Below are 20,929 nucleotides of genomic sequence, written 5' to 3'. Positions count from 1 at the left end.
GCCATGCCCATCACCACCCGGTCCGTCACCGTGACGGTCAACCGGCCCAGCGGCGTGCTCGAGGGCACGCGGTTCCGCTTCATCCTGCGCGGGCTCGGCCTGACCGGCGACGGCAACCTGGTCACCAACGCGCCGGATTACGACGAACAGGTCAGCGACGCGGCCGGGCTGATCTCGGTGGAGCTCTGGCCCAACGACCAGGGTACCGCGCCCAGCTGGTACGAGGTCCAGGAGTTCCGGACCCGCTCCACCGGCCGCCAGAGCTGGGAGACCATCGGCGCCATGCTGGTGCCGTCCTCGGGGGCGGACACGATCGACCTGCTGCTCCTGGAGCAGCTACCCCCCAACACCGAACCCCACACCGTGCTGACCACCGCGCAGTACGACGCGCTGGTGGCGGAGATGCTGCGCAAGGAGGACATCACCAGCGGCAGCAATGCGAACGGGTCGTGGCAGCTCTTCGAGGATGGCACGCTGGTCTGCACCAAGGCGGTGACCATCGCCGACCCGGTCGCGGCCGGAAACGGCGAATACGGCACGCCTTGGCGCAGCCTGCCTGTCTCGGGCTCCTGGGCCATGCCCTTCGCGGCGCCGCCGGTCCTGTCCTTCGCCGTCATCGATGCCGCCGACCTGGCCTATGACGTGTCGATGACCGCGGTCACGGCCAGCGGCTATACCGGGATGCGCTCGGTCCGGCGCACCAGCAACGGGGTGGCCTCGACGCCGGTCGTGCATATCACCGCCCGCGGCATCGGCGCCTGATCCGCATCATGGCCGAGATGATCCCCTTCGCGCGGGGTGCGACCTGGTCGATGTCGGATGTTCCGGTCGGGGGCGGGCAGGCGCTGCCCGTGGGCTGGTCGGTCTCCTGCGAGATGGTCCATGACCGCAGCGGCGGCCGCTGGTCGGCCTCGGTGCGCGATCTGGGCGGCGGCGAATACGAGTTCAGGATCCTGCCCGAGGTCACCGCCGCGTGGCCGCGCGGCGTGTTCTTCACCTCGATCCGCGCAAGCGACGGCGCCGGGGAGGCGCTGCAGCACGAAACCTACTTTTTCTTCGTGAAGGACAAGCCATGACGACGATCAGGATCGGCGGCGGCCCGAAGGGCGAGCCGGGCAAGGATGCGCTGGAGGTTGTGAACGAGCGCCGGGCGGCGGAAAACCTGCCGCCGGTGACGGAGGACGAGCTCTACGAGCAGATCGTCAATCCGCAGCTGACCGCCGAGGCGCAGCAGATCCTGACCGGGGCCGAGGACGCCAAGGGCGGGGCCGAGGTGGCGCAAGGCGCGGCGGAAGTGGCGCGCGACGAGGCGCAGACCTATGCGATGAACGCGCTGGACACCTCCAAGCTGGCGCTCAACTGGGCCAACCTGCTGTCGATGACCGGCGAGTATAACGGCCAGGCGGCGACGGTGCTGCTGGAGACGGGCGGGCACCTGCAGGCGACGGCGACGGGCTATGACGGCGCGCCGGTGGCGGATGCGGGGCAGTACCAGTGGCAGGCGAACTGGGCGCGCTGGAAATGGCTCTCGGACTCCAAGGACGTGCTCTTCGCCGCCGCGGTGGAAGGCGCGCGCAAGGCGACGGCGATGACCACCGGCACCGGCGCCGCCTATGCGGTCGCCATGGGCAAGATGCCCTCCGGCAACCAGCTGCTGTCGGTGCAGTTCCACGCCGCCTCGACCAGCACCGCGCCCACGCTGACGATCACCGCGGGCGGCGTGACCTCGGCCCCCTCGACGCTGCGCGGTCCCGACAACACCGTGCTTCGCGAGCCGCTGGAGGCCGGGACGCGCTACCTGATCGATTACGGCACCGGCACCAGCCGGGTGCTGACCGCGATCAGCCCCGCGCTCTCGGCACGGCTGGAGGCGATCGAGGCGGCGCTTGCCGGAGGCGGCGGCGGCGGTGGGCCGGACCTGACCGACGAGGTCCAGGCCCTCGAGGACCGGGCCGGATATGCCGAGGCGCGGGCGGTCAGCCCCTGGCTTGCCCAGATGGCGCGGGCGGGGATTGCGGTGCCGGGCAACGAGAACCCGGCGGCGCAATATGTCCGCACCAAGCAGCGCCCCTACCAGTTCTCCCCCTGGTTCCCCGGCCAGGCGATCGCCTCGGCTTCGCCGCCGACCCGGATCGACCTGACCCATATGGCGGTCGGATCCTCGGCGGAGATCTTCCTGCGCTCCGGCGATGTCCTCTATGCCGGGGTCGGGGTCAGCTTCTTCGGCCAGCCAGCCGTGGCCGCGCCGCTCTCCGGCACCGTCACCGCGACCGGCCTGTCGGCGGTCCGGCTGCGGCGCTGGCCCGCGGGCATCTCGGTGCAGCTCGTCGACGGGGCGTCGCTGACCCATGGCAGCGCGGCATTGTCCTGGGATCACCTGATCGCCTGCGGCGGTCAGTCGAACATGGAGGGCATGTTCACCAAGTTCGGTGTCGGCGGCATCGCCTACGGGGTGGCCGAGATGATCGCCGCGCCGCAGGACCTGTCGCTGCGGATCACCGACGGGGCGACCGGCGGCACGGCCATCGACAAGCGGTCTGTGCCGGTCGGATTGAATGCCTATTGGTGGGACGCGCTGGCCAATGGTGGTCTCGGCGCCCCGGGTCCGGCGCTGACCACCTTCATGAACGCGGTCGCGGCCGATGCGGCGCTGACCGGGATCACGCCGACCATCACGCTCTGGACGCAGGGCGAAAGCGATGCGCAGGCGCTGCAGGATGGTGCGCTCACCCCGGCGCAGATGACGGCCTCGATCCTGGCCACCTTCGGCCATATCCGGGCGAGCTGGCCGGACATGGTCTTCATCTGCAACATGATCGGCAGCCATGACCTGCGGACGGTCGACCGCGGCGCCAACGCGGCGCGGGTGGCCTATCTCGACGCGATCGCGGCGGCGCCGGGCTATGTGAAGCAGGGCATCGAGTATTACGACCTGCCGCGCGAGCAGAACAACATCCATTACGAGACCATGGCCTATCCGATTGCCGGGGTGCGCATGGCGAAGGCCTGGGCGAACGAGGTCCTCGGCCAGGCCAATCCGCTGGGCCCGCGCGTCACGGCGGCGGTGCTGGCGGATGCCCATACCGTCCGGCTGACGGTGGATTGGGGCGGCAATGCCTTCGTGCCGCCGGTGCCGCTCCTGCGCCATACGCGGCCTTACGGAATCTATGCCCAGCCCGCCGGGTCGGATGCGCTCGCCGACACGATCGATCTAGAGACCGCCTCGATCGACAGCTCGGGCCGGATCGTGCTGACCTCGGCCGCCGATCTGACCGGCTGCGTCATCGGCGGCCCCTATGGCTATGCGGAGCACGCGGCGCGGGGGCAGATCCTGCGCGACTACCACGGCGACGCGGCGCATCACTGGCCGGGCCAGCCGCTGCGCAGCTTCCGCATGACCGTTGCCTGATCGATGGACTACCGCGTGAACCTCAACACCCTGGTGCTGATCGTGGGGCTGATCGGCACCTGCGGCAGCATCTTCTACACGGCCGGGCAGCAGACCAAGCGCATCGATGAGATCGAGGCGTGGCAGGACCGGCATGACGAGCTGCACAAGGAGGCGGCGGCCTCCTATGCCGCGCGGCTGGCCGCGATCGACGGGCGGGTCGAGGCCAATGCCTCCGAGGCGCGCCGCATAGAGAACCTCACCTACCGCACCACGGTGCTGGAACAGAACCAGGCCGCCACGCAGCGCTCGCTGAGCGAGCTGAAGGACCAGCTCAACACGCTGGGCGGCGATATCCGCGTGATCCGGGAGATCCTGGAACGCGTCGGCCAGGCGCAGATCCGCAAGTAACCCACCAAAATCCGGAGAAACCCCATGACCGATCCCACCACCGAGGCCCGCGAGCGGGCGCTCGATCCGCTCGCATTCTGGAAGGCGCGCAGCGTGCTGCTGCCTTCCCTCATCGTCATTCTCACTGCCTTCGGGATTGACGTGCCTGCCATGCTCGACGTGGCGACGACCGATCTTGCCGCGCAGCGCATCAACACGATCCTGACGACCGTCGTCGCCGTCGGGGCGGCGCTTCTCAATCGCAAAAATCCCAAGCGCAAACTGGCCCTGACCGATGCCTATCTGAAGAAGGCCGCCGAGGTCGCGGCCAGCGCGGCGCCCGCGCGCGAGAAGGTGACCGCCATCGCCCGGGGGCTGCTGAAATGACGGCGATCCCGAGGGCCACGATCGCCTGGGCGCAGGGCCGCCTGGGCGAGGTCGCGGATGGCATCCTCGGCCCGGACACCCATGCCGCGCTGCTGGACTGGGGCTATGAGAACGAGGCCCCGCTGCCGGAGTTCTGGGTGGAGATGCCGCCCGAGCGGCTGCTGGCCTGCTATTTGCAGGTCGAGGCGCGGGCGGCGGGGCAGGATCCCGGGCCGGTCGATGGCTGGTACGGGCCGCGCACGGCGGCGGCGCTGGCGGGGATGGGGGGCCCGGTGCCCTGGCGCGGCGCGGCCGAGCCGATGGCGCCCTGGGCGATGGGCGATGCCGCCGCGCGGCTGGGCTGCGAGGAGGCGGCGCTACGCGCGGTCTGGCAGGTCGAATGCGGCGGGCGGCCCTTCCAGGCGGATGGCTCCCTGACCCGGCGGTTCGAGCCGCATCACATGCCCGGCGCGGCGTCCAGCTGGCGCGACAGTCTCGCGATCGGCCCGGCGGAGCGGGAGCGGCAGTTCCTGGCCGCCCATGCCCGCGACCCGGAGGCCGCGCTGCGCGCCACCAGCTGGGGCGGGCCGCAGATCATGGGATTCAACGCCCGCGCTGCCGGGTTCGCGACGGCCACCGCGATGGTCGAGGCCATGGCGGCAGGCGAGGGGGCCCATCTCGACGCTTTCGTGGGCTTCGTCCGGTCGCAGGGCCTGACCGCCGTCCTGCGCGCCCGCGACTGGCGCCAGTTCGCCCGGCGCTACAACGGCTCGGGCCAGGTCGATATCTACGCCGGCCGTATGCACGATGTGTATCGGGGGCTGGCGGCAGGGGTGTAGATCGGTCGGAGGTGGCGGGTCCGGGGTTCACGCCCCGGGCTTTTTCGTGCCACGGGTGTTCCCTTTTTGTCCCGAGGGATTCGCCATGCTGTACATGCACGTCTACTGCCGCTGCGGCCATTCCGGGGCCGTGCCGATCGAGAACTATTTCAGCGCCGAGCTGGACGCCCTCCGCGCCCGGCTGCGCTGCTCGGCCTGCAGCGCGCACGGGCAGCGGTGGGATGTGCGGCTCGCGTGGCACGTGCCGGTGGGTAACATGGGGCCGCCGCGGGGTGGCGACAGGGAGGCGGGTTAGGATGCGTCCGTTGCGAGCCACAAATTGGTTTGTATCGCATTTTCGGCGTTGGATGAGCCACAAGCTGAACGAGGCGGCGGCGAAGCGGTGCGCGGCGAGGGGCGGAATAATCTTGCCAAAACCGGACAGAGCTGAGGCGTTCGCGACCACAATGCCGCAGCTGCACCATGAACGTTGACGGAGCTTTTGGGGGTGCGCTAACTTCCCGAACAGCAACGCTCTTCCCTCGTAACGAGTGCTGGCAGTCACCCTGCGCCCCGCCGTCCGGTTAGCTGTCGGACGTGTATCATGGCTTGCTTTCTTAGGCGTCGCCACCAGCCCGTGGCGGCGCCATCTTTTTTGAAAAGTTTTGCACGGGCAGAAGCGGAAATCTCGCCAAGGGCCTTAACGCTCATGTCGATCTGATTGGATAGAATAACGCAACTAGTTTGCACTTGAGCGGCAAGAGAATTCCGCGGGGAGGGCGAATTGATGAGTGCCGTGAGTCTTGACTACAACGGGCACCCCGTGACGTTCCACCGGTCGCCGATCATGAGCATCTCGGACCTTCCGTGGATCGATGTTCTGGAACTGACGACCGCCCTTGGAAGCCCCTACCATCAGGATGATGTCCTTTCACTTTGCCAAGAGCTTTCTAACGGGGGTGGTCTTGTCGGGTCGATGCGGTACAAGCGGAGGATCGTGACCATCGTCGCGCAGCCCAGCGCCCCTCGCCTCGCTGGTGCGCTGGATATATTCGACGGCTGCGATGAGCAGGTTATGGGAGCCGAGCGCTCAGTTCTAATGGTACTGTCGTATCAAGTGATGAGAGGTCATTTCAACGTGGAGTTGGGCTAACTCAGCTCGGCCTTTCATCTTCAACACGCGCCCAAAGGGGGCGTTACATAGGGAGTAAGCTAAGAACCTGTGCTCCCGCCTCCGGCGCTGCTTTCAGCCTACCCGGTGAACTGTGCGCTGCCCAGAGTGTCGGTTTTTCGCGTGGAAATAGAGAATTGGTCCAGATCGATAGTTACGTCGGCTGCATTGAAGAGGCCGATCGGGGGCCGAGGCGGAGGAGGGGGATCCCGCTTCAGACGCGCCGTCTATTCCAAAAAAGGCGGAAATGAATTATCGTCCCCTTAGAATGTGGGAGACTCGTGATGCGCGATCGGATTTGCCTGCTTCTTATTCTAATGGCACGATGGATCTGCCGTGATGAACGCGCCAAGGATCAAATCCTTGAGGTTCTGCGTCGCCTGCAGATCTCTCTTTTGCTTGACCGACGACTGAGGTAGCGCCCACAGCGTGACTGGACGGCAGTGCGGTCGGCGCGATCTGTCGGCAGCCGCTATTGTGCCGAGCTGGGCCGATGCTTAAAACTTCGACGTCACATTGGACGAATCAGCTCACATTGTATTTATTGTGTTTGAAACTCCCATTCGCGTGGGGTCCAATCATTTGGATCCTGGATCGTTCAGGTGGTAGCCAGATGCGGATCAAGCGTATTGAGATGAGTCGTTCAGGTTCGTCCGAAGAGTCTCCAGATGGCGGTAGGCTGGGCGTGATAATGTTCGACGAGTTCGACCAAATTGTCGGCACGGTCACTGTTGAGGTCGATGGTCATGCGGTGGCGCATGCGATTTCGAACATGCAAATCACGCTTCGCTGCGAGCTTGCGGCTGAAGGAGAGCCGGAAAGCTTCGCAGAGATAGCGGGGGCGGGGAGCGACCGGAAGAGACGCTCCAACTGAGCGATGCCCCGCCGGAAGACCAAGCGGGGCTTCTTGATGAGGCGTGCCCGTAGGCGGAGATCAGGCTGCCGTGCCCTCGATCTCCCGGCGCGCCGCCATGGCCAGATAAGCCGACCGGCTGAGTCCGGCACGTTCGGCCGCGGGGTCGATCGCGTCGATCAGTCCGCGCTCCATGCTGATATTGAAACGTGCTGTCTTGGTCTGGTGCTGGATCTGACCTGCCCACGCTGCCTCAACCTTCCACCTGCGACGGCTCCAGCTCTTACTTTGGGACCAGCGCGACGAAGGGGTTGATGTAGGCGCAGTTGTAGGTGGCCAGAGGCGGCATCCATTCGTCGGGGCCGCGGCGGCTCAGGAGCCCGCAGCGGCCCGCCCGCGTCGTTTTCAGCGCGCCTTCAGGCCGACAGCCGATCCAGTTCCAGCTCCATCTGGATGAGGATGCCCGAGGCAGTCGAGCCGAAGTTGATCTGGCCCATGAACTGACCCTCGACCGTGCTCCTGATCAGGCGGCTGCCGAAGCCGGACCCCGAGACCTCGACCGTCTTCGGGGTCGCGCACTCCTCGGCCCAGGTGAGTGCGAGGTTGGGCCCCGAGACCGTCCAGCGTATCGACAGGCGGCCGCCGGGCTGGTGCAGCGCGCCATACTTGGCGGCGTTGGTCGCGAGCTCGTGCAGGATCAGGGCCATGCTGGTCGACGCCCGTTCGCCAAGCTGGATCTGGGGTCCTTCGCACAGGGTCGCGCCGACGAGATCCTCGGTCAGATGCGGCGCCAGGATCTGGTCGGCCAGATCGCCGAGCGACACGCGGCCCGAGGTGATCGCTCCCTGGGCGCTGAAGCGGATCAGGTCATGGGCCCGCGCCAAGGCCTGCACGCGTCCCTTGACCGCCGCGGCCATCTCCGCAGGGGTCTCGCTTTTGCGCGCCGTCATGGACACGATGCCGCTGACCAGCGTGAACAGGTTCTTCACCCGGTGGTTCAGCTCGTCGAGAAGCAGCTGCCGACTTTCTTCGGCCATCTTCAGGGCGTGGATGTCCGTGCAGGTCCCATACCACCGGACGATCCGGCCGCTTTCGTCCCGCACGCATTGGGCGCGCCCGATCACCCAGCGATACTCCCCGGAGTGATGCCGCAGGCGATATTCGATGTGGTAGGACTTGCCCGTTGCAAGGCTGTCGCTCCAGACGGCATTGATGCGGTCCTGATCGTCGGGATGGAACATCCCCTTCCACGCCTCGCCATCGGTCGAGCCCTCCGGAACGCCTGTAAAGTCGTACCACCGGTCGTTGAAGTAGTCGTGGTAGCCGTCGGGCCGGGTCGACCAGATCATCTGCTCGATCGAGTTCACGATCGCATGGTATTTGTGTTCGCTGTCGCGCGCGGCCGTGAGGGCGTGCATCGTATCGGTCACGTCCGTGGCCTGGACGAAGATGCCCTGGCGCCCTCCGGCCTCGTCGAAGATCGGCTGGAACACGAAGTCGACGTGCCGCTCCTCGATGGTGCCGCCCCGGTTGAGCGCGACCGGTGCAGCGTGGCCGACATGGGTTTCCCCGCTGCTGTAGACCTGATCAAGCAGCTCCGTGAAGCCCTGGGCCACCACCTCGGGCAGGGCCTCCCTGACGGGCTTGCCGAGAATGTCCTCCCTGCCGATCAGCTCGAGATAGGCCGGGTTGGCGATTTCGAACACATGGTCGGGGCCGCGAAGGATGGCGGTCGCTCCAGGCGCTTGCCGAAACATTCTCGACAGGCGGGAGACTTCCTTGGCGGCGTTGAGGCGCGCCTGCACGAGCTGGGTGGTCTCGTTGCCCTGGTTGAAGATCCCGGCGATGCGGTTGTCCTCGCCCCGGATCGCGGTGAAGCTGTAGTTCCAGTAGGTTTCCTGAACGATCCCGCCGCGCTCCATCGGCAGCATCTGATCGTAGGTGGATATCCCTTCCCCCGTTTCGAGAACCCTCGCGAATTGCGGTCCCACCACCTCCCAGATATCGTGCCAGACTTCCGCCGCGGGACGCCCAAGCGCCCAGGGGTGCCGCTCCGCCGGGATCGGGGCCCAGGCATCGTTGTAGAGCAGCCGCAGCTCGGGTCCCCAGTAGATTGCCGTCGGGAAGCTGGAGTTGAGGCAGATCGACAGCGCCGAGCGGAGCGACTGCGGCCATGTCTCTGGCGGACCGAGAGGTGTGGATGTCCAGTCGTGCTCCCGAATGAGCTGCCCCATCCTGCCACCACCGTCCAGGAATGCCCCGGCCCCAACGTGACGCATCGTCGTTCCCTCGTTTAGTCCCCGGGCCAGAAGCCCCCAGATCGTTTTATAGGCCATCCTTTTGCGAAAGACGACTATCACCTAACTGCGAGTCGCAAGGAGTTTCGTGCGCGCGATTTTCGTGAGAACTGGACAGCCGACCCCCGGTGGCCCATGCCCGGGCATCCAGGGTGCCGGCTGGCGGATCTAGCAGTATCGGCCAGTCGTCCCATTCGGTCTCTCGCCGATTGCCGCAGTACAGCTTCATCAGATCGGCCATTCGTCCGCCGCGCCGCATTTTCGAAGGATCTAAGTTGGCAGCGCGGACATTCCTGCCAGTCGTTATTCGTGGAAAAACTACCGTTTCGCCTGCCCGGTTATTGAGTCAGCACCGGCTACAGCAGCGGGATTGGGGGACCTCCAAGAAGTCGTTGCTGGTCAGAGGTGCTGTGCTCGTCAGCGTCTCGGGGCGAACCTGAAGCGCCGAGGCCAGCCGCAGGATCGTGTCCTCGGTATGTGTTCCTTCGGACGGGATGGCACCTTCGAGCCGCGCGATCTGCCGTTCTGTCAATCCAGACAGTTTGGCAAGGCGCGGGCGGCCGACGCCGCGTGCCTTGCGGATCTCCGTCAGGCGTTTGGGCTGGATGGTGAACATCATCGGATTTTTATTTAGTAGCCCCAGGGGCGGGAATGGTCATTGAGGACGCACTGCGCCATTCACGCGTAGCGGCCCACACTATCTGTCCCGCGCCGTGCAGGGCAAGGCCTGCCATCAGAGCGGCCACGATGAAGTCGGGCCATCCCGTCCCGGTGCCGAACACCCCGAACGCGGCCAGCAGAACAGCCAAATTGGCGACCACATCGTTGCGTGAGCAAATCCAGACCGAGCGCATGTTCGCATCGCCCTCTCGAAACGCGGTCAACAGCACAAGGCAGATCACGTTCATGACCAACGCCAGCGTGCCCACCACGCCCATGGTCGGCGCATGCGGCACCGAGCCGTGCATCGCATGCCAGATCACCGTGCCCATCACCCACAGGCCGAACACCCCCATCGACGCGCCCTTGACCCAAGCCGCACCCGCCCGCCAGCGCAGGGTCATCCCCAGCACGGTCAGGCTGATCGCATAGTTCGTAGCATCCGCAAGGAAATCGAGCGCATCGGCCTGAAGCGCGGCCGAACCCGCAAGCATTCCGGCCGCAATCTCGGCGATGAACATTCCTGCATTGATGACGAGCACGACCCACAGCACACGGCGGAAACGGTGGGAGGATCCCGTAGTGGAGGCGCAGGCATCGGAAGAGCAACAGGGCATGATCGACTCGCATTTTGGTCCAGTTGCCCTCATATCTACGGCCTATAGCAACTATAGGGTCAAGCCCATGACAGAGACATACCGCATCGGGGAATTGGCCCGCCTGACGGATACCAAGGTTGTGACGATCCGCTACTATGAGAGCATCGGCCTGATGCCCGAGCCCGAGCGCAGCGCCGCGAACTATCGCGTCTATGCCAAAGCACATCTTGATCGGTTGCGTTTCGTGCGCCGCTGCCGTGATCTAGGGTTCTCGCTGGAACAGGTCGCCGATCTGGCCGCGTTGTCATCGGACCGCCAGCAGTCCTGCCACGACGTGGATAGGCTAACACGCATGCATCTGGCCGAGGTCGAGGCGAAGATCGCCGATCTCAACGCTCTTGCCGCAGAACTCCGCAACATTGGCGCACAGTGTGAGGGCGGCACAACGATATCCAACTGCCGCATTCTGGAGGCATTGGACCGGGGTAGAAGGTCGGCCTAGGACTTGAAGCCAACCTTGGATGGCCTGCCGACTATCGTGGTTTGAGATCAAAACGAATACCAGCTTATACGCCTATCTCGTTGAAATCTCACGGATTCCGCGAATGTCCTCTTTCGGCCCTCCGCAGACATTCAGGACGGGTGCAGCCAAGGTCGGCTTCGAGCCCTTTCAAGACAGTCGGTGACATGCCGCCTGGCCGGTAGGCCCGGGCGGAAACGAGATCAACTCTTGTATGCCGAAACCATCAACATCATTGGCCGCTCCATCTCTTCGGCCAGCTCTGGCATCGCCGCGATCTGGTCTGATGTCGGTGAAAACTCCTCGATCCGTCGCAGGGCGAAGCCCGCGCCGAGCAAGGTGTTTATCGTAGTCGCCAGTGTCCGATGCTGCTTTAGCACTCCCTCGGCGAACCAGTCGGTGCGGCGTTCGCCTTCCATTGAATAGCCGTTGACCGGCCATGTCTTGCGACCGTCCTCGTCCTTGATCCATTGCGGATGGGTCGCGGCCATGAAGATCGGGTGCTCGATGGTGAAGACCAGATCGCCGCCGGGCAACAGCGCGCGGTGGATCGCCCGCATCAGCCGTCTGAAGTCCTGCACGTAGTGGAAGGTCAGCGCACTATAAACCAGATCGAACTCGGCGTCCGGAAGGTCGAGCGCGTCAAGATCGGCAATGCGATAGGTGATGGCGGCATCGTCCGTGTCGGCCCGGGCTCGGTCGATCATGTTTCGGGACAGGTCAAGACCCAGGACCGTTGCCGCCCCCTGTTCGCGGAACCAGCGGGATGCCCAACCGAAGCCGCAGCCCAGATCGGCCACGCTCTTGCCTGCCACGTCTGGCAGCAACGCGCAGACGGCGGGCCATTCAGGCGCACCATCCAGCCCTAGCACCTGGCGGGGAAGCTGGCTGTAGCCAGCGAAGAAATCGCGATTGTCGTAGATATTCTGTGCCATGTTCATCTCCAGAGAAAAAGGGAAGGAAGAGGCACGTTTTCAATGCCACCAAACCTCGTCCGAAAGGGCGAGGCCGAGGCTGGCAATCGGCGTGGTCAGGTCGCGTGATCGTCATCCCGGCATCCCGCCAAGGGGACACCGGCTGACCGGGCGTCTATAAGGATGTCCTTCTCAACTATGCGAACAGTATCGACCGTGAGGTTAGAAAAGTCAATTTCATCGCCACGCGAGTGGCCGGAATGTCCGCGGTGCGGTCGCTCGGGCTTGGCGCAGCGAATGCCTGCTTTCCGTCCTTTTTTGGCTGACGCCGCGCCGCTCGTGACCGTGGGATAGGCCATCTGCCGCGCCAGGCGGGTGGTCGGGTGTTGGGCGAATTGCTCGCGGGCGGGCGGCAGTGGCCAGCGGTCGTTGGTAAGGGGCAGGGATCGGCGGTAGTCATGCAGGCCGTCGGCCCTCGTTGGGCGGGGCGCCGTGTCTTGGTCGAGGCATTCAATTGGAGACCGATCTCAAAATATTCCTCCTCGCCATGCATCCAAACGGCATCCGGGCGGAGTCATGGGGGTAGCGATGCTGCGGAATACCCTGCGGCGACGCGTCATGAGGAGACCCGAGATGATGAAGACCGCAACCGCGACCCTTGGCCTTCTGGCCCTGACCGCAACCGTTGCCCAGGCAGACGACCACGGGATGAAGGCCGTCGCGCTGAGCGGCGACAGGATGCTGCACGTGATCGACGCGGGCACCGCCACGGTCGGCGAGAGCATGGAAGTCACCGGCGTGGACCGCCTCCTGGGCATCGACCTGCGTCCCTCCAACGGCCAGCTGATCGGGGTCACCGACACGTTCGACATCGTGGAAATCGACCCGATCTCGGGCGAGGCCACCGTGATCTCCACCATGGATACGGAACTGCCGATCGAGGGGGAGGCCCCGGTCATCGTCGATTTCAACCCGATGGCGGACAAGCTGCGCTTCATGTCCGGCACCACCAACCACCGCGTCGATATCGAGAGCGGCGCCGTGACCGTCGACGGGTCGCTGGCCTTCGAGGAGCAGGACATGCATGCCGGCGAGGCGCCTGCCATCGTCGCCGCCGCCTATATCAACAGCTACGGCAAGCCCGACGCCACCGCGATGTACGATATCGACAGCACCATCGTCGCGCTGATCCGGCAGACCTCGCCCAATGACGGGACGCTGGCCGCCGTAGGCAAGCTGGGCATCGATGCGGCCGACAGCTATGCGTTCGACATCGCCACCGATGCGGAGGGCGCCAACACCGCCTGGCTGGTCGCGGCAGGCCAGCTGCACACCGTGTCGCTGGAAGACGGCGCGATCACGGAAAGCTGGGACATCGAGGGCGCGGGCGACGCCGTGATCCGCGACATCACCTTCATGACCGCAGAAAAGATGTGAGCGACCCCGCACCCTTCGCCGCCGCCCCGACCCCGGGGCGGCGGAGCCCGGGCGCGCCATCCGGTTTGACAGGCGGCCCGCCCCGGCCTAGCCCTGTAGCGACCGAGGGGCGCGCCCCGGCGGGAGGGGAGAGACTGCCATCGATACCGACCATTCCGCCTTGCTTGCCGCCTGCGCCTCGGGCGACCGCTCGGCCCTGAAGACCCTCCTCGATGCCGAGGGCGGCCGCATGCTGGGCGTGGCGCGGCGGATGCTGCGGCGGTCCGACCTGGCCGAGGATGCGGTGCAGGATGCGCTCGTGCTGATCTGGCGCCGGGCCGCGCAGTTCGATCCCGGCCGCGGCAGCGCCAGGGGCTGGATCTACACGATCCTGCGCAATCGCTGCCTGACCATGCTGCGCCAGGAGGCGCGCGAGGTCAGCACCGATGCCGCCGATCTCGACACGACGCCGCTTCCGGAGGTGCTTGCCCAGGCCCATGGCGGTCTCGAGGATGCGACGGGGCTGCGCCAGTGCCTGGACCGGCTGGACGCGCCGACCCGCGATGCCATCCTGGCCTCCTATGTCATGGGGCACAGCCACGGGGAAATCGCCGGGCGCCTGGACAGCCCCCTTGGAACGGTGAAGGCCCGGATGCGGCGCGGATTGATCAAGCTGAGGGAGTGTCTGTCATGACGGAGCGTTCTCTGGACATGCTGATCGACGAGGTCGTCCTGGGGCTGGCCTCCGACGCGGATTGCGCGCGGCTGGAGCGCATGGCCGCCGCCGATCCCGCCCTGGCGGCGCGGCTGGAACGCGCGCGGCAACGCTTTGCGCCATTGGACGACACCGCCACGCCCTTGCCCGTGCCAGAGGGGTTCTGGGACCGGCTTTCCGACCGGCTGGACACGGCGCAGATCCCCCCGGCTCCGGCGGAGGTGGTGGATCTGGGCGAGATGCGCGCGCGGCTTGCCCGCTGGCGCGGCGCCGCCTTCGGGGCGGTCGCGGCCTCGTTGCTGATGGCCTGCATCGCGGGCTGGTCGCTGATGGTGCCGCCGGCCCCCCTGGTGGTGACGGTCCTGCTGGATGCGGATGGCGATGCCGTCGCGCTGGTGGAAAGCGCGCGGGACAACACGACCCGCATCACCCTGCTGGAGCAGCCCGAGGTCCCCAGCGGGCGCGTCATGCAGGTCTGGACCAAGCCCGACGACGCCGGTCCGCCGGTTTCTCTGGGATTGCTGGCCGATGGCAGGTCGGAAACGCTGACCATTCGCGGGCTCACCGCCCCGGCCTCGCAACAGCTTTACGAGATCACGCTGGAACCCGCCGGGGGATCACCCACCAACCTGCCGACGGGTCCGATCCTCGGCGTGGGGCGCGCGAACGATCCGGTCATCTAGCAAGTCGGCAGCGCAGAGCCCGAAATGACGGGGGAGTGGCGCTGCGCTGTTATGGACTTGCGATCACGCCCCTAGCTCTGCATGAGCAATTTAGATCAGAATGAGCAATGCCTCTGCGGCAGCGGAGAGTCGGGATTGCCTATTTTCTAGCCTCAGGACGATTCATCAAAAAAAGCGATATCTATCTGTTGTTTAGGCCTCTTCCTCGGGCGTTGGGGAAGTTCCAAGCTTTTCTTGATCAGATAAAGATATAGTACATTTTGGAAACATATGCTGCATTTGCATTGTGACTGTTGACCGATTTATTACGCCAGCGCTAACATTAAATCAGAGCAAGCTCACTTACCCCGTGTAAAGAGTGCCGCTGTCGAGACCCAAACCGCGCCGAGCGGAACGATTGCGGAAAAATGTTTTAGGACTTGCTCCCTTAGACGCCGTCACGGGTTTCGTGACGGCGTCAATTTTTTTGGACTTGGCCGATGTTTACCGTGGGTCGCGTGTGCCGTTCGGCCGACTTCTCCGAAAGAGGCCGACTTCTATTGCGCATCCTCGATCAGCAGCAGCGCTTCGTTCGGCAAAGGGCGCTGCAACTCGCGTGCTTTCTCGATCGGGGAGGTGAGCCAGGCTTCCCATTCCTCCGGCCGCGTCAGGATCACGGGCATCGCCTTGGGATGCACCGCGGCGACCTCCGCATTGGGTTCGCAGGTGAGGAACGCGAAGAGGTCATCCTCGGTCTCCCCGTCTTTCACCTTCCGGATCGATCGCCAGTTGCGGATCTCGATTCCTGCGAAGAACATGACAGTGCTAGGCTCTGTCGGCGCGAACCATTGATTGCCGCCCCGGATGGCCTCGGCGAAGGAGGTCACCGGGACCAGGCAGCGATGCGCTGTGCCCAGCCACCGGCGCCAATGCGGCGAGCCGAGGTTGCGGATGTTCGTGACGCCGGGATCGCGCGCGGTCTTCAGCGCGGAGGGAGGGGAGGGGAGGCCCCAGCGCGCCCGGACCAGCTCCAGCCCGCTTCCGTCATGTCGGATCACCGGCGCTAGCTGGTCGGGGTAAACCTTCGCAGCAGCAAGATTGCCCGCGCGGTCGGAGATGCCGTGGAAGAGGCGGCGCATTGCCTCTTGGGAGGTGGTGCTGCTGTAGAGATTGCACATGCTCAGGCCTTCTCGTCTAGCTTGACTAATTCGCAAGTTCCCGCATTCGATTGTAGCTGGAGAAAGTTGCCTGCACCTGTGGGTTGATCGGGAAGAGGGCGTCATGTAGCCAAAAATGTACGATTTCTCCACCGTAAGTAGACTCTCTGAGAGCCTTGTATATAGCTATACCGAAGATAGGATTAGAAATTGGCTTGAAAGATAAAATGTCGATAATACTTTATCAGCTTGAACAGGGAGCGTCAGGCCGCGCATACTCAGGAGTAGTGCTAAAAAACGGCGCCATTATGGCGCCGAAAGTTATCGATAGTGATGCGTGGCATCAATCAGAAAGTTTTGCTCTCATCTCTTCCTGTTTGTCCCGGAGGGCACTAATTTCGTCCTTGAGACGAGCGAGTTCCTCAAGTTTAATCGCAAGACGCATCTTAACTTCACGAAACTCTTTGCGCTCTTCGCTAGCAGCCATGTTAGTGATCCTTTGTAGTTTTCATCGCAGATGTCTATTCTGCATCGGCAACTAAGATCTGAATGCGCAACAAGTCAAGGAATTTGTGATTTTGGCATTCGGCCTAGAGTCGCGCATACAATGCGGTATGGCAGAACCGCGCTGGGACGCTGGAGCTTGCTAGGGCAAGTCCCTAGTTCACGTCTTCTCGAGGTCTAGGCGAAGGGTGCGGTGACGGCTTGTGTCACAGACAAAAGGTTTCACGACGTCATGTAATACGTCACGGTAGAGGTGACCTCTTCTGTTCTAGGCATCAACCACATGCGGCTGTAAGAGACCCCTGCAGCTTTCCCAAGAGAGCTACGTATCGTCAGATATGTAACTTGCCTCTACAGAAGCTTGTTCAATCCGAATAAAGCCTTGATATACAAGCTGTTGTGTAAGGGGCGGTGATGGAACAATTTATCGCATCTGAGCGACAACAGGGTATGTTAAGTAGGTCTGTGGGTGAAAGTGGATATGGGGTGCCGTCGTGCTCGAGGATTTCAATAACCGGGCGTCTCTGGAGACGATTCGAGAACTGACAGACGGACACCGCTGGGAAGAGTTAAGACATTTTACGCATCGCGCGCTTAAAATGATAGATGAAAGCCCACATCCCTTTCCGGAGCTTTTTCTAAAAAGAGTTGTTGATTCCGCGCATCAAACCGGAATTTCCTATACGGAATCTTTTGTGGCGGCGAGACGGCTAGGAGGTACAGCTCTAGAGCGCCACGAATTTATCGCAAAAAATTGTCAAGGCCTGGATGAAGGTACTTACGTGAGTCTCGGGTGTGAGTGTCACGCTTGGAATCTACTGAACAGGTGGGGGTTTAGAAATAGCATTCGGGATCTGTCGCCTCTTTGTTTGGGCGTGCATAGATTTCCCCAGTTGTTCGATATTCTAGAGAGTGAATTCAAGAATTATGCTCAGATCGGCAACATAAGCGCCAAGACACATCGTGCATCTCAACTCGATATGGTTGTAGATAAAGCTTACGGCGTAACTTGGAACCACCATCGAGGATCTGAGTGGACAGTAAACGAGTTCGAAAGGTTCCGAGAGCATGTCTCTGAACTCATTCCTAACTTTTATCAGTCTAGCAAGAGGCCTGGCGCAGTGCATATTGTAAGTCGGTGGGTCAGCTTTGTACCGTCCGATGTCTCGAGTTTGGATCGCCTCCTTAGAATCATTGAGAATGCCGGAGCGTCTTGTCCGAGACTAATTATTTTGGATTTTGAAGAGAATAAGATGACGCCCGGTTTGCATAGAATTGCAGATAATGTAGATTTTATTAGCAGCCCGTATCCGCCCGGATACGAATGGAGTAATCCAAAGTATCGTAATTCTCCTGAAGGCTTGGAATGGGAGAAAAATTTGGTTTCTCATGTCTTGGATGCGCTCTAGCGTAGGCTCTAATACTGCAGGCAAGAGAAATGTTAGAGTGACATTTTATAGCTTGCTGACGTGGAGCTGAACGATCTCGTTTTTCTTGAGAATCATGCTCACCTGTTTAGTCACTTCAATAAAAGTTCTTGACAAGCGAGGGGCGGTTAGAGAGTTCGAGTGTGGGTTGTAGATAGTTGGAAATTGTGACTAGCTGACTTTAGATTTCGCTCTCAGCTAGCGCCAGTTCAAAGGTTCGGTAGCTGTCGAATCACTGGCGAATGTACAGGTGGTAAAATGGTGCAAGTGCTCTTCCATATCGGGATGGGAAAAACAGGAACTACGTCGATCCAAGCTGCTTTGGATCAAAGTGATGCTGCGTTGCAGAAGAGTTCTTGCTCTTATCTTGGGATGTGGATGGACTTCCTTGGACGTGAGTTTTCAGGTCCAGGGGGGTTTGCGAATTTTTTGGCGCTCGATCCAAAACTAAAAATCCGGCAGGCCGAAAAGTTCTATGAGTATCTCTTGACAGAATCCAAAAGAGGCGCAACGGAAAAATTTATCATCTCGAACGAAGGTTTCCTTACTCGTCTTAATAAAATGAAACCGTTCTTTAAGCGGTTGGAGCAACTGGTGGAGCTAAGGCTGGTTGCTTACGCTCGCCCTGTGAAAAGCTGGCTTCCATCTGCTTGCTCTCAGTGGGGGGTGCTGCATAAAACTAATAGCGGTCCTATTGAGAATCTTCACGTGGCGGGAGAGAGAATGATTTCTCAGTATTCAGTTATTAATGATTGGGATCGACTGTTCGGCAAGAGTTTTTGCTTGCGACAGTTCGATAGTGGGAAAGATATTCTTGAAGACTTTTCTCAGGTTATTGGAGTAAAGATCTCTGCAGGAGCGAAGAAAAGACAAGTAAGGCTTCCCGTCGCAGAGCAGATGCTGCGTGCATCATTCAATAATCAAGTCCAGGGCATTAGTTTGCCGAAAGATTTTGATGAGATAATAAAAGGTAGGCGGGGCGGAGATTTGCCTAGCGGTTTGGAGGAAAAATTTGAATTTCTATTTGATTATAGCTCGTTGGCCCCTGTAATTGAAAAGCATAAATCAGAAATTCAAGCCATAGAAAAAAAATTTGGTCTCGACTTGATGAGTGGAAGTTTGCCTGAGATGCATGAGTATAGAGAGAGGGAAATCATTAACTTCATAGTGGGAAATCTTATGGATATAGTGTCAAGTCATGCACTTGAGATTGAAAGGTTGAAAGCAAAAATAGAAGAACTAGAAAGTTTCCCAAATACAATGTAAAATCAATATTGGGGAGGCAACCCTCCCCATTTTTATTTGTGAACTGCAGGAAGGGCTAGTTTTCTGCTGTCTACAATTTCATTCCAAAGCTCTTTGAAGTTTACGGTTGGTTCTGTTCCACGGCCTTCAATTAGTGGATAGGAAAGCGCATGAGGCCGTTGCCCGTCAGGCATGACATTTGATAGATATCTCTCAGCCGTCCCAGATAGGATGACATCTGGATTAAGGGCCCTAATAATTTCATAATGAAAGAAGCGACTCCTCAAAAAAAATATTTTTTTGAAATAATGAGACAGAGAAGGCAGGAGTTGTCTAAAAAAAGAATCGCCAAATATAACCAACGTCTCTTTTCTTGTTGATTCTAGATTTATATTGAGATCTATGATCCCTAAATTTCCATTTTTTACGCCATTAGACGCGTATTGTCCCATTCGAAGTCCAACCAGCTTTTCTGAAGTCTCCGTGGGTACGGGAACGCATTGCTTTGCTAAGTCACCGGAGAAGTCAGATTGATGCTCAAGGCTGGCTTCGAAGTGAGATAAAAATTGTTTATGTTGGTCAATTTTCAAGTTTTGCATGATCTGAATTGTGGCAGACTTTATGCCGGTAGCGGAAAGGTGAGTGTCCGTTTTGAGATAATCTTCTCTTCCTACTTTTAGGTAAATCACGGCCGATGAATCTTCATGTTTTCTATAGCAGCGATCAAACAACGAAGTCATGTTTCCGTAGCCAGATATTTTATCAGCGTAGGGAACTAATTTGTCAGGAAAAATTACCATCTGGTACTTTATGCCATTTTTTAGACACCATTGCGACCGCATCTCCTGGTTTCTCCAGAAGTACCTAACCGATTGTTTACCGGGGTCTCGTTCTCCGTTAAAAAAACCAGCTGTAGAGTGTCGGCCTCCAACGAGCAATAGTACACCATCTTCTGTTTGAGTGATGTGATCCGGTAGCGTCATGCGGACAGCCTTTTTGATGTGGGGTATGCGTGTTCTGCTATGTTAATTTCGCTTTTGGATTTTACACATATTTCATTGGAGATCTATGGTCATAACATCGCAGCGTCCTCAAGGAGCGTCCGGAAAGTGGCCTTTCTCAGCGCTCTGGGGTCCGTCTGAAGGTCAGGCCGTAGTCTAAGAACTTAATGAATTCATGGAAAAGTCTTCGTGCTCAATGCAAGATTTTCACTTTTCGCATATTCTCGATGTGTGAGTTTTCATAAGATCTACCGTTGGGTCGATACATGGGCTTCGCCGGTTTGGGAGCGTGCCGCGGGCATACGGTGCCGTATCCAGCCCATCCCCCCCCCCCTTGTCGCCGAGGCGGCGAACGAGAAGCGAACGACCCATCCTGTTCGCATCCGGATCTGCAAAGTCCAGTGGTTCAATACATTTGCGCCTTAAACTGACCAGATTCCGTGGGGGTGAGGTATCCAGATAGCTGACGCAGGAGAGACTACTATGCGTGATGCTCCTTCCGTCGTACCGACTGTCAAATTCGAGAGGCTGTGAGGCTGGCGTTACCTTGTTCTGCGAGTGTTTGGGAAATGTACCTGCTCACAATTATCGCTAAGTATCGCAACTATGGAAATATTACTAAATTTAGGTTTTGGCGCCGCAGCGTATTGTTGTTTCGGGGAGGTAAAAATCCGCCCCTGACCCTCCCCGGGTCTGTCGGAGGCTTTAACTCGCAAGTAGAGAGAAGCCACGATGAGCAAGACCAGGAACAAGTTTTCTCCAGAGGTCCGGGACCGCGCTGACCTTGCCCCCGGATCCCGGACTGGGCCGATATTCACTATGCGGC

Annotated in this window: 21 protein-coding genes; 14 read left to right on the top strand and 7 right to left on the bottom strand. The window is 60.8% G+C overall.

The annotated features are described in order from the left end of the window. Positions 1-3 precede the first annotated feature (3 nt). The 8 genes from ICN82_RS04485 (at position 4) to ICN82_RS04450 (ending at position 7,007) form a co-directional block, all read left to right on the top strand. Positions 4-762: a hypothetical protein gene (locus tag ICN82_RS04485; RefSeq protein ID WP_193180084.1), complete on the top strand. Its 759-nt coding sequence runs from the start codon at positions 4-6 to the stop codon at positions 760-762. An 8-nt stretch (positions 763-770) separates the two neighbouring features. Then, complete coding sequence (locus ICN82_RS04480; protein ID WP_193180083.1) at positions 771-1,076, top strand: hypothetical protein; 306 nt, start codon at positions 771-773, stop codon at positions 1,074-1,076. Then, positions 1,073-3,409 carry a hypothetical protein gene (locus tag ICN82_RS21460; protein ID WP_193180082.1) on the top strand — a complete coding sequence of 779 codons (2,337 nt, stop codon included), beginning with the start codon at positions 1,073-1,075 and terminating at the stop codon, positions 3,407-3,409. Before ICN82_RS04480 ends, ICN82_RS21460 begins: the two co-directional genes overlap by 4 nt. Positions 3,410-3,424: 15 nt before the next feature. Then, entirely contained in the window at positions 3,425-3,799 is a 375-nt protein-coding gene (locus ICN82_RS04470; RefSeq protein ID WP_193180081.1) for a hypothetical protein, read from the top strand. 24 nt (positions 3,800-3,823) lie between these two features. Then, complete coding sequence (locus ICN82_RS04465) at positions 3,824-4,165, top strand: hypothetical protein (RefSeq protein WP_193180080.1); 342 nt, start codon at positions 3,824-3,826, stop codon at positions 4,163-4,165. Continuing rightward, positions 4,162-4,983, top strand: coding sequence for an N-acetylmuramidase domain-containing protein (locus ICN82_RS04460; protein WP_193180079.1), 822 nt, complete (start codon positions 4,162-4,164; stop codon positions 4,981-4,983). Before ICN82_RS04465 ends, ICN82_RS04460 begins: the two co-directional genes overlap by 4 nt. Before the next feature lie 85 nt (positions 4,984-5,068). Continuing rightward, a complete protein-coding gene (locus ICN82_RS04455) occupies positions 5,069-5,278 on the top strand; it encodes a hypothetical protein (RefSeq protein ID WP_193180075.1) in 210 nt (69 codons plus the stop codon). Between the two features lie 1,468 nt (positions 5,279-6,746). Next, positions 6,747-7,007, top strand: coding sequence for a hypothetical protein (locus tag ICN82_RS04450; protein WP_193180074.1), 261 nt, complete (start codon positions 6,747-6,749; stop codon positions 7,005-7,007). A gap of 395 nt (positions 7,008-7,402) precedes the next feature. Here ICN82_RS04450 and ICN82_RS04440 read toward each other — a convergent pair whose 3' ends face one another. The 3 genes from ICN82_RS04440 to ICN82_RS04430 form a co-directional block, all read right to left on the bottom strand. Continuing rightward, on the bottom strand, positions 7,403-9,220 hold the full coding sequence (locus tag ICN82_RS04440) for a sensor histidine kinase (RefSeq protein WP_193180070.1): 1,818 nt from the start codon (positions 9,218-9,220) through the stop codon (positions 7,403-7,405). Between the two features lie 409 nt (positions 9,221-9,629). After that, on the bottom strand, positions 9,630-9,902 hold the full coding sequence (locus ICN82_RS04435; RefSeq protein ID WP_193180062.1) for a helix-turn-helix domain-containing protein: 273 nt from the start codon (positions 9,900-9,902) through the stop codon (positions 9,630-9,632). 7 nt (positions 9,903-9,909) lie between these two features. Beyond that, on the bottom strand, positions 9,910-10,560 hold the full coding sequence (locus ICN82_RS04430) for a cation transporter (RefSeq protein WP_193180060.1): 651 nt from the start codon (positions 10,558-10,560) through the stop codon (positions 9,910-9,912). A gap of 67 nt (positions 10,561-10,627) precedes the next feature. On the opposite strand from ICN82_RS04430, the gene ICN82_RS04425 reads away from it, so the two are divergent. Beyond that, a complete protein-coding gene (locus ICN82_RS04425; protein ID WP_193180058.1) occupies positions 10,628-11,044 on the top strand; it encodes a MerR family transcriptional regulator in 417 nt (138 codons plus the stop codon). A 221-nt stretch (positions 11,045-11,265) separates the two neighbouring features. Here ICN82_RS04425 and ICN82_RS04420 read toward each other — a convergent pair whose 3' ends face one another. Continuing rightward, positions 11,266-11,997: a class I SAM-dependent methyltransferase gene (locus tag ICN82_RS04420; RefSeq protein WP_193180056.1), complete on the bottom strand. Its 732-nt coding sequence runs from the start codon at positions 11,995-11,997 to the stop codon at positions 11,266-11,268. Between the two features lie 612 nt (positions 11,998-12,609). Here ICN82_RS04420 and ICN82_RS04415 point away from each other — a divergent pair. The 3 genes from ICN82_RS04415 to ICN82_RS04405 all read left to right on the top strand — a co-directional run bounded on the left by ICN82_RS04415 (position 12,610) and on the right by ICN82_RS04405 (position 14,790). Continuing rightward, positions 12,610-13,413, top strand: coding sequence for a DUF4394 domain-containing protein (locus tag ICN82_RS04415; protein WP_193180054.1), 804 nt, complete (start codon positions 12,610-12,612; stop codon positions 13,411-13,413). 160 nt (positions 13,414-13,573) lie between these two features. Next, entirely contained in the window at positions 13,574-14,086 is a 513-nt protein-coding gene (locus ICN82_RS04410; RefSeq protein ID WP_193180052.1) for a sigma-70 family RNA polymerase sigma factor, read from the top strand. After that, positions 14,083-14,790 (top strand): anti-sigma factor, encoded by a 708-nt coding sequence (locus tag ICN82_RS04405; RefSeq protein ID WP_193180050.1) that lies wholly within the window; start codon positions 14,083-14,085, stop codon positions 14,788-14,790. The genes ICN82_RS04410 and ICN82_RS04405 overlap by 4 nt, the downstream gene beginning before the upstream one ends. 536 nt (positions 14,791-15,326) lie before the next feature. Here ICN82_RS04405 and ICN82_RS04400 read toward each other — a convergent pair. Both ICN82_RS04400 and ICN82_RS04395 read right to left on the bottom strand, forming a co-directional pair. After that, the gene (locus ICN82_RS04400; protein ID WP_193180048.1) at positions 15,327-15,947 is read right to left on the bottom strand and encodes an SOS response-associated peptidase; all 621 of its coding nucleotides are present in this window, start codon (positions 15,945-15,947) and stop codon (positions 15,327-15,329) included. A 322-nt stretch (positions 15,948-16,269) separates the two neighbouring features. After that, positions 16,270-16,413 (bottom strand): hypothetical protein, encoded by a 144-nt coding sequence (locus ICN82_RS04395; RefSeq protein WP_193180046.1) that lies wholly within the window; start codon positions 16,411-16,413, stop codon positions 16,270-16,272. A 511-nt stretch (positions 16,414-16,924) separates the two neighbouring features. On the opposite strand from ICN82_RS04395, the gene ICN82_RS04390 reads away from it, so the two are divergent. Next, positions 16,925-17,839: a hypothetical protein gene (locus ICN82_RS04390; protein ID WP_193180044.1), complete on the top strand. Its 915-nt coding sequence runs from the start codon at positions 16,925-16,927 to the stop codon at positions 17,837-17,839. Positions 17,840-18,115: 276 nt separating this feature from the next. After that, complete coding sequence (locus tag ICN82_RS04385) at positions 18,116-19,123, top strand: hypothetical protein (RefSeq protein ID WP_193180042.1); 1,008 nt, start codon at positions 18,116-18,118, stop codon at positions 19,121-19,123. A gap of 32 nt (positions 19,124-19,155) precedes the next feature. Here ICN82_RS04385 and ICN82_RS04380 read toward each other — a convergent pair whose 3' ends face one another. Beyond that, positions 19,156-20,085, bottom strand: a complete 930-nt coding sequence (locus tag ICN82_RS04380) for a hypothetical protein (RefSeq protein WP_193180040.1) — start codon at positions 20,083-20,085, stop codon at positions 19,156-19,158. Positions 20,086-20,929 lie beyond the last annotated feature (844 nt).

Origin of the sequence: Mangrovicoccus algicola, from assembly GCF_014903745.1 — a bacterium.
In the GTDB taxonomy this organism is placed as follows: domain Bacteria; phylum Pseudomonadota; class Alphaproteobacteria; order Rhodobacterales; family Rhodobacteraceae; genus Mangrovicoccus; species Mangrovicoccus algicola.
The sequence above is the reverse complement of the archived record's forward strand: the minus strand, read 5'-3'. Positions and strand labels throughout refer to the sequence as shown.

Excerpts from the sequence above, each read along its gene's own strand:
- ICN82_RS04485 (WP_193180084.1), top strand. The coding sequence starts at position 4 with ATGCCCATCACCACCCGGTCCGTCACCGTGACGGTCAACCGGCCCAGC.
- ICN82_RS04480 (WP_193180083.1), top strand. The coding sequence starts at position 771 with ATGGCCGAGATGATCCCCTTCGCGCGGGGTGCGACCTGGTCGATGTCG.
- ICN82_RS21460 (WP_193180082.1), top strand. The coding sequence starts at position 1,073 with ATGACGACGATCAGGATCGGCGGCGGCCCGAAGGGCGAGCCGGGCAAG.
- ICN82_RS04465 (WP_193180080.1), top strand. The coding sequence starts at position 3,824 with ATGACCGATCCCACCACCGAGGCCCGCGAGCGGGCGCTCGATCCGCTC.
- ICN82_RS04460 (WP_193180079.1), top strand. The coding sequence starts at position 4,162 with ATGACGGCGATCCCGAGGGCCACGATCGCCTGGGCGCAGGGCCGCCTG.
- ICN82_RS04455 (WP_193180075.1), top strand. The coding sequence starts at position 5,069 with ATGCTGTACATGCACGTCTACTGCCGCTGCGGCCATTCCGGGGCCGTG.
- ICN82_RS04450 (WP_193180074.1), top strand. The coding sequence starts at position 6,747 with ATGCGGATCAAGCGTATTGAGATGAGTCGTTCAGGTTCGTCCGAAGAG.
- ICN82_RS04440 (WP_193180070.1), bottom strand. The coding sequence starts at position 9,220 with ATGGGGCAGCTCATTCGGGAGCACGACTGGACATCCACACCTCTCGGT.
- ICN82_RS04435 (WP_193180062.1), bottom strand. The coding sequence starts at position 9,902 with ATGATGTTCACCATCCAGCCCAAACGCCTGACGGAGATCCGCAAGGCA.
- ICN82_RS04430 (WP_193180060.1), bottom strand. The coding sequence starts at position 10,560 with ATGCCCTGTTGCTCTTCCGATGCCTGCGCCTCCACTACGGGATCCTCC.
- ICN82_RS04425 (WP_193180058.1), top strand. The coding sequence starts at position 10,628 with ATGACAGAGACATACCGCATCGGGGAATTGGCCCGCCTGACGGATACC.
- ICN82_RS04420 (WP_193180056.1), bottom strand. The coding sequence starts at position 11,997 with ATGGCACAGAATATCTACGACAATCGCGATTTCTTCGCTGGCTACAGC.
- ICN82_RS04415 (WP_193180054.1), top strand. The coding sequence starts at position 12,610 with ATGATGAAGACCGCAACCGCGACCCTTGGCCTTCTGGCCCTGACCGCA.
- ICN82_RS04405 (WP_193180050.1), top strand. The coding sequence starts at position 14,083 with ATGACGGAGCGTTCTCTGGACATGCTGATCGACGAGGTCGTCCTGGGG.
- ICN82_RS04400 (WP_193180048.1), bottom strand. The coding sequence starts at position 15,947 with ATGTGCAATCTCTACAGCAGCACCACCTCCCAAGAGGCAATGCGCCGC.
- ICN82_RS04395 (WP_193180046.1), bottom strand. The coding sequence starts at position 16,413 with ATGGCTGCTAGCGAAGAGCGCAAAGAGTTTCGTGAAGTTAAGATGCGT.
- ICN82_RS04385 (WP_193180042.1), top strand. The coding sequence starts at position 18,116 with ATGGTGCAAGTGCTCTTCCATATCGGGATGGGAAAAACAGGAACTACG.
- ICN82_RS04380 (WP_193180040.1), bottom strand. The coding sequence starts at position 20,085 with ATGACGCTACCGGATCACATCACTCAAACAGAAGATGGTGTACTATTG.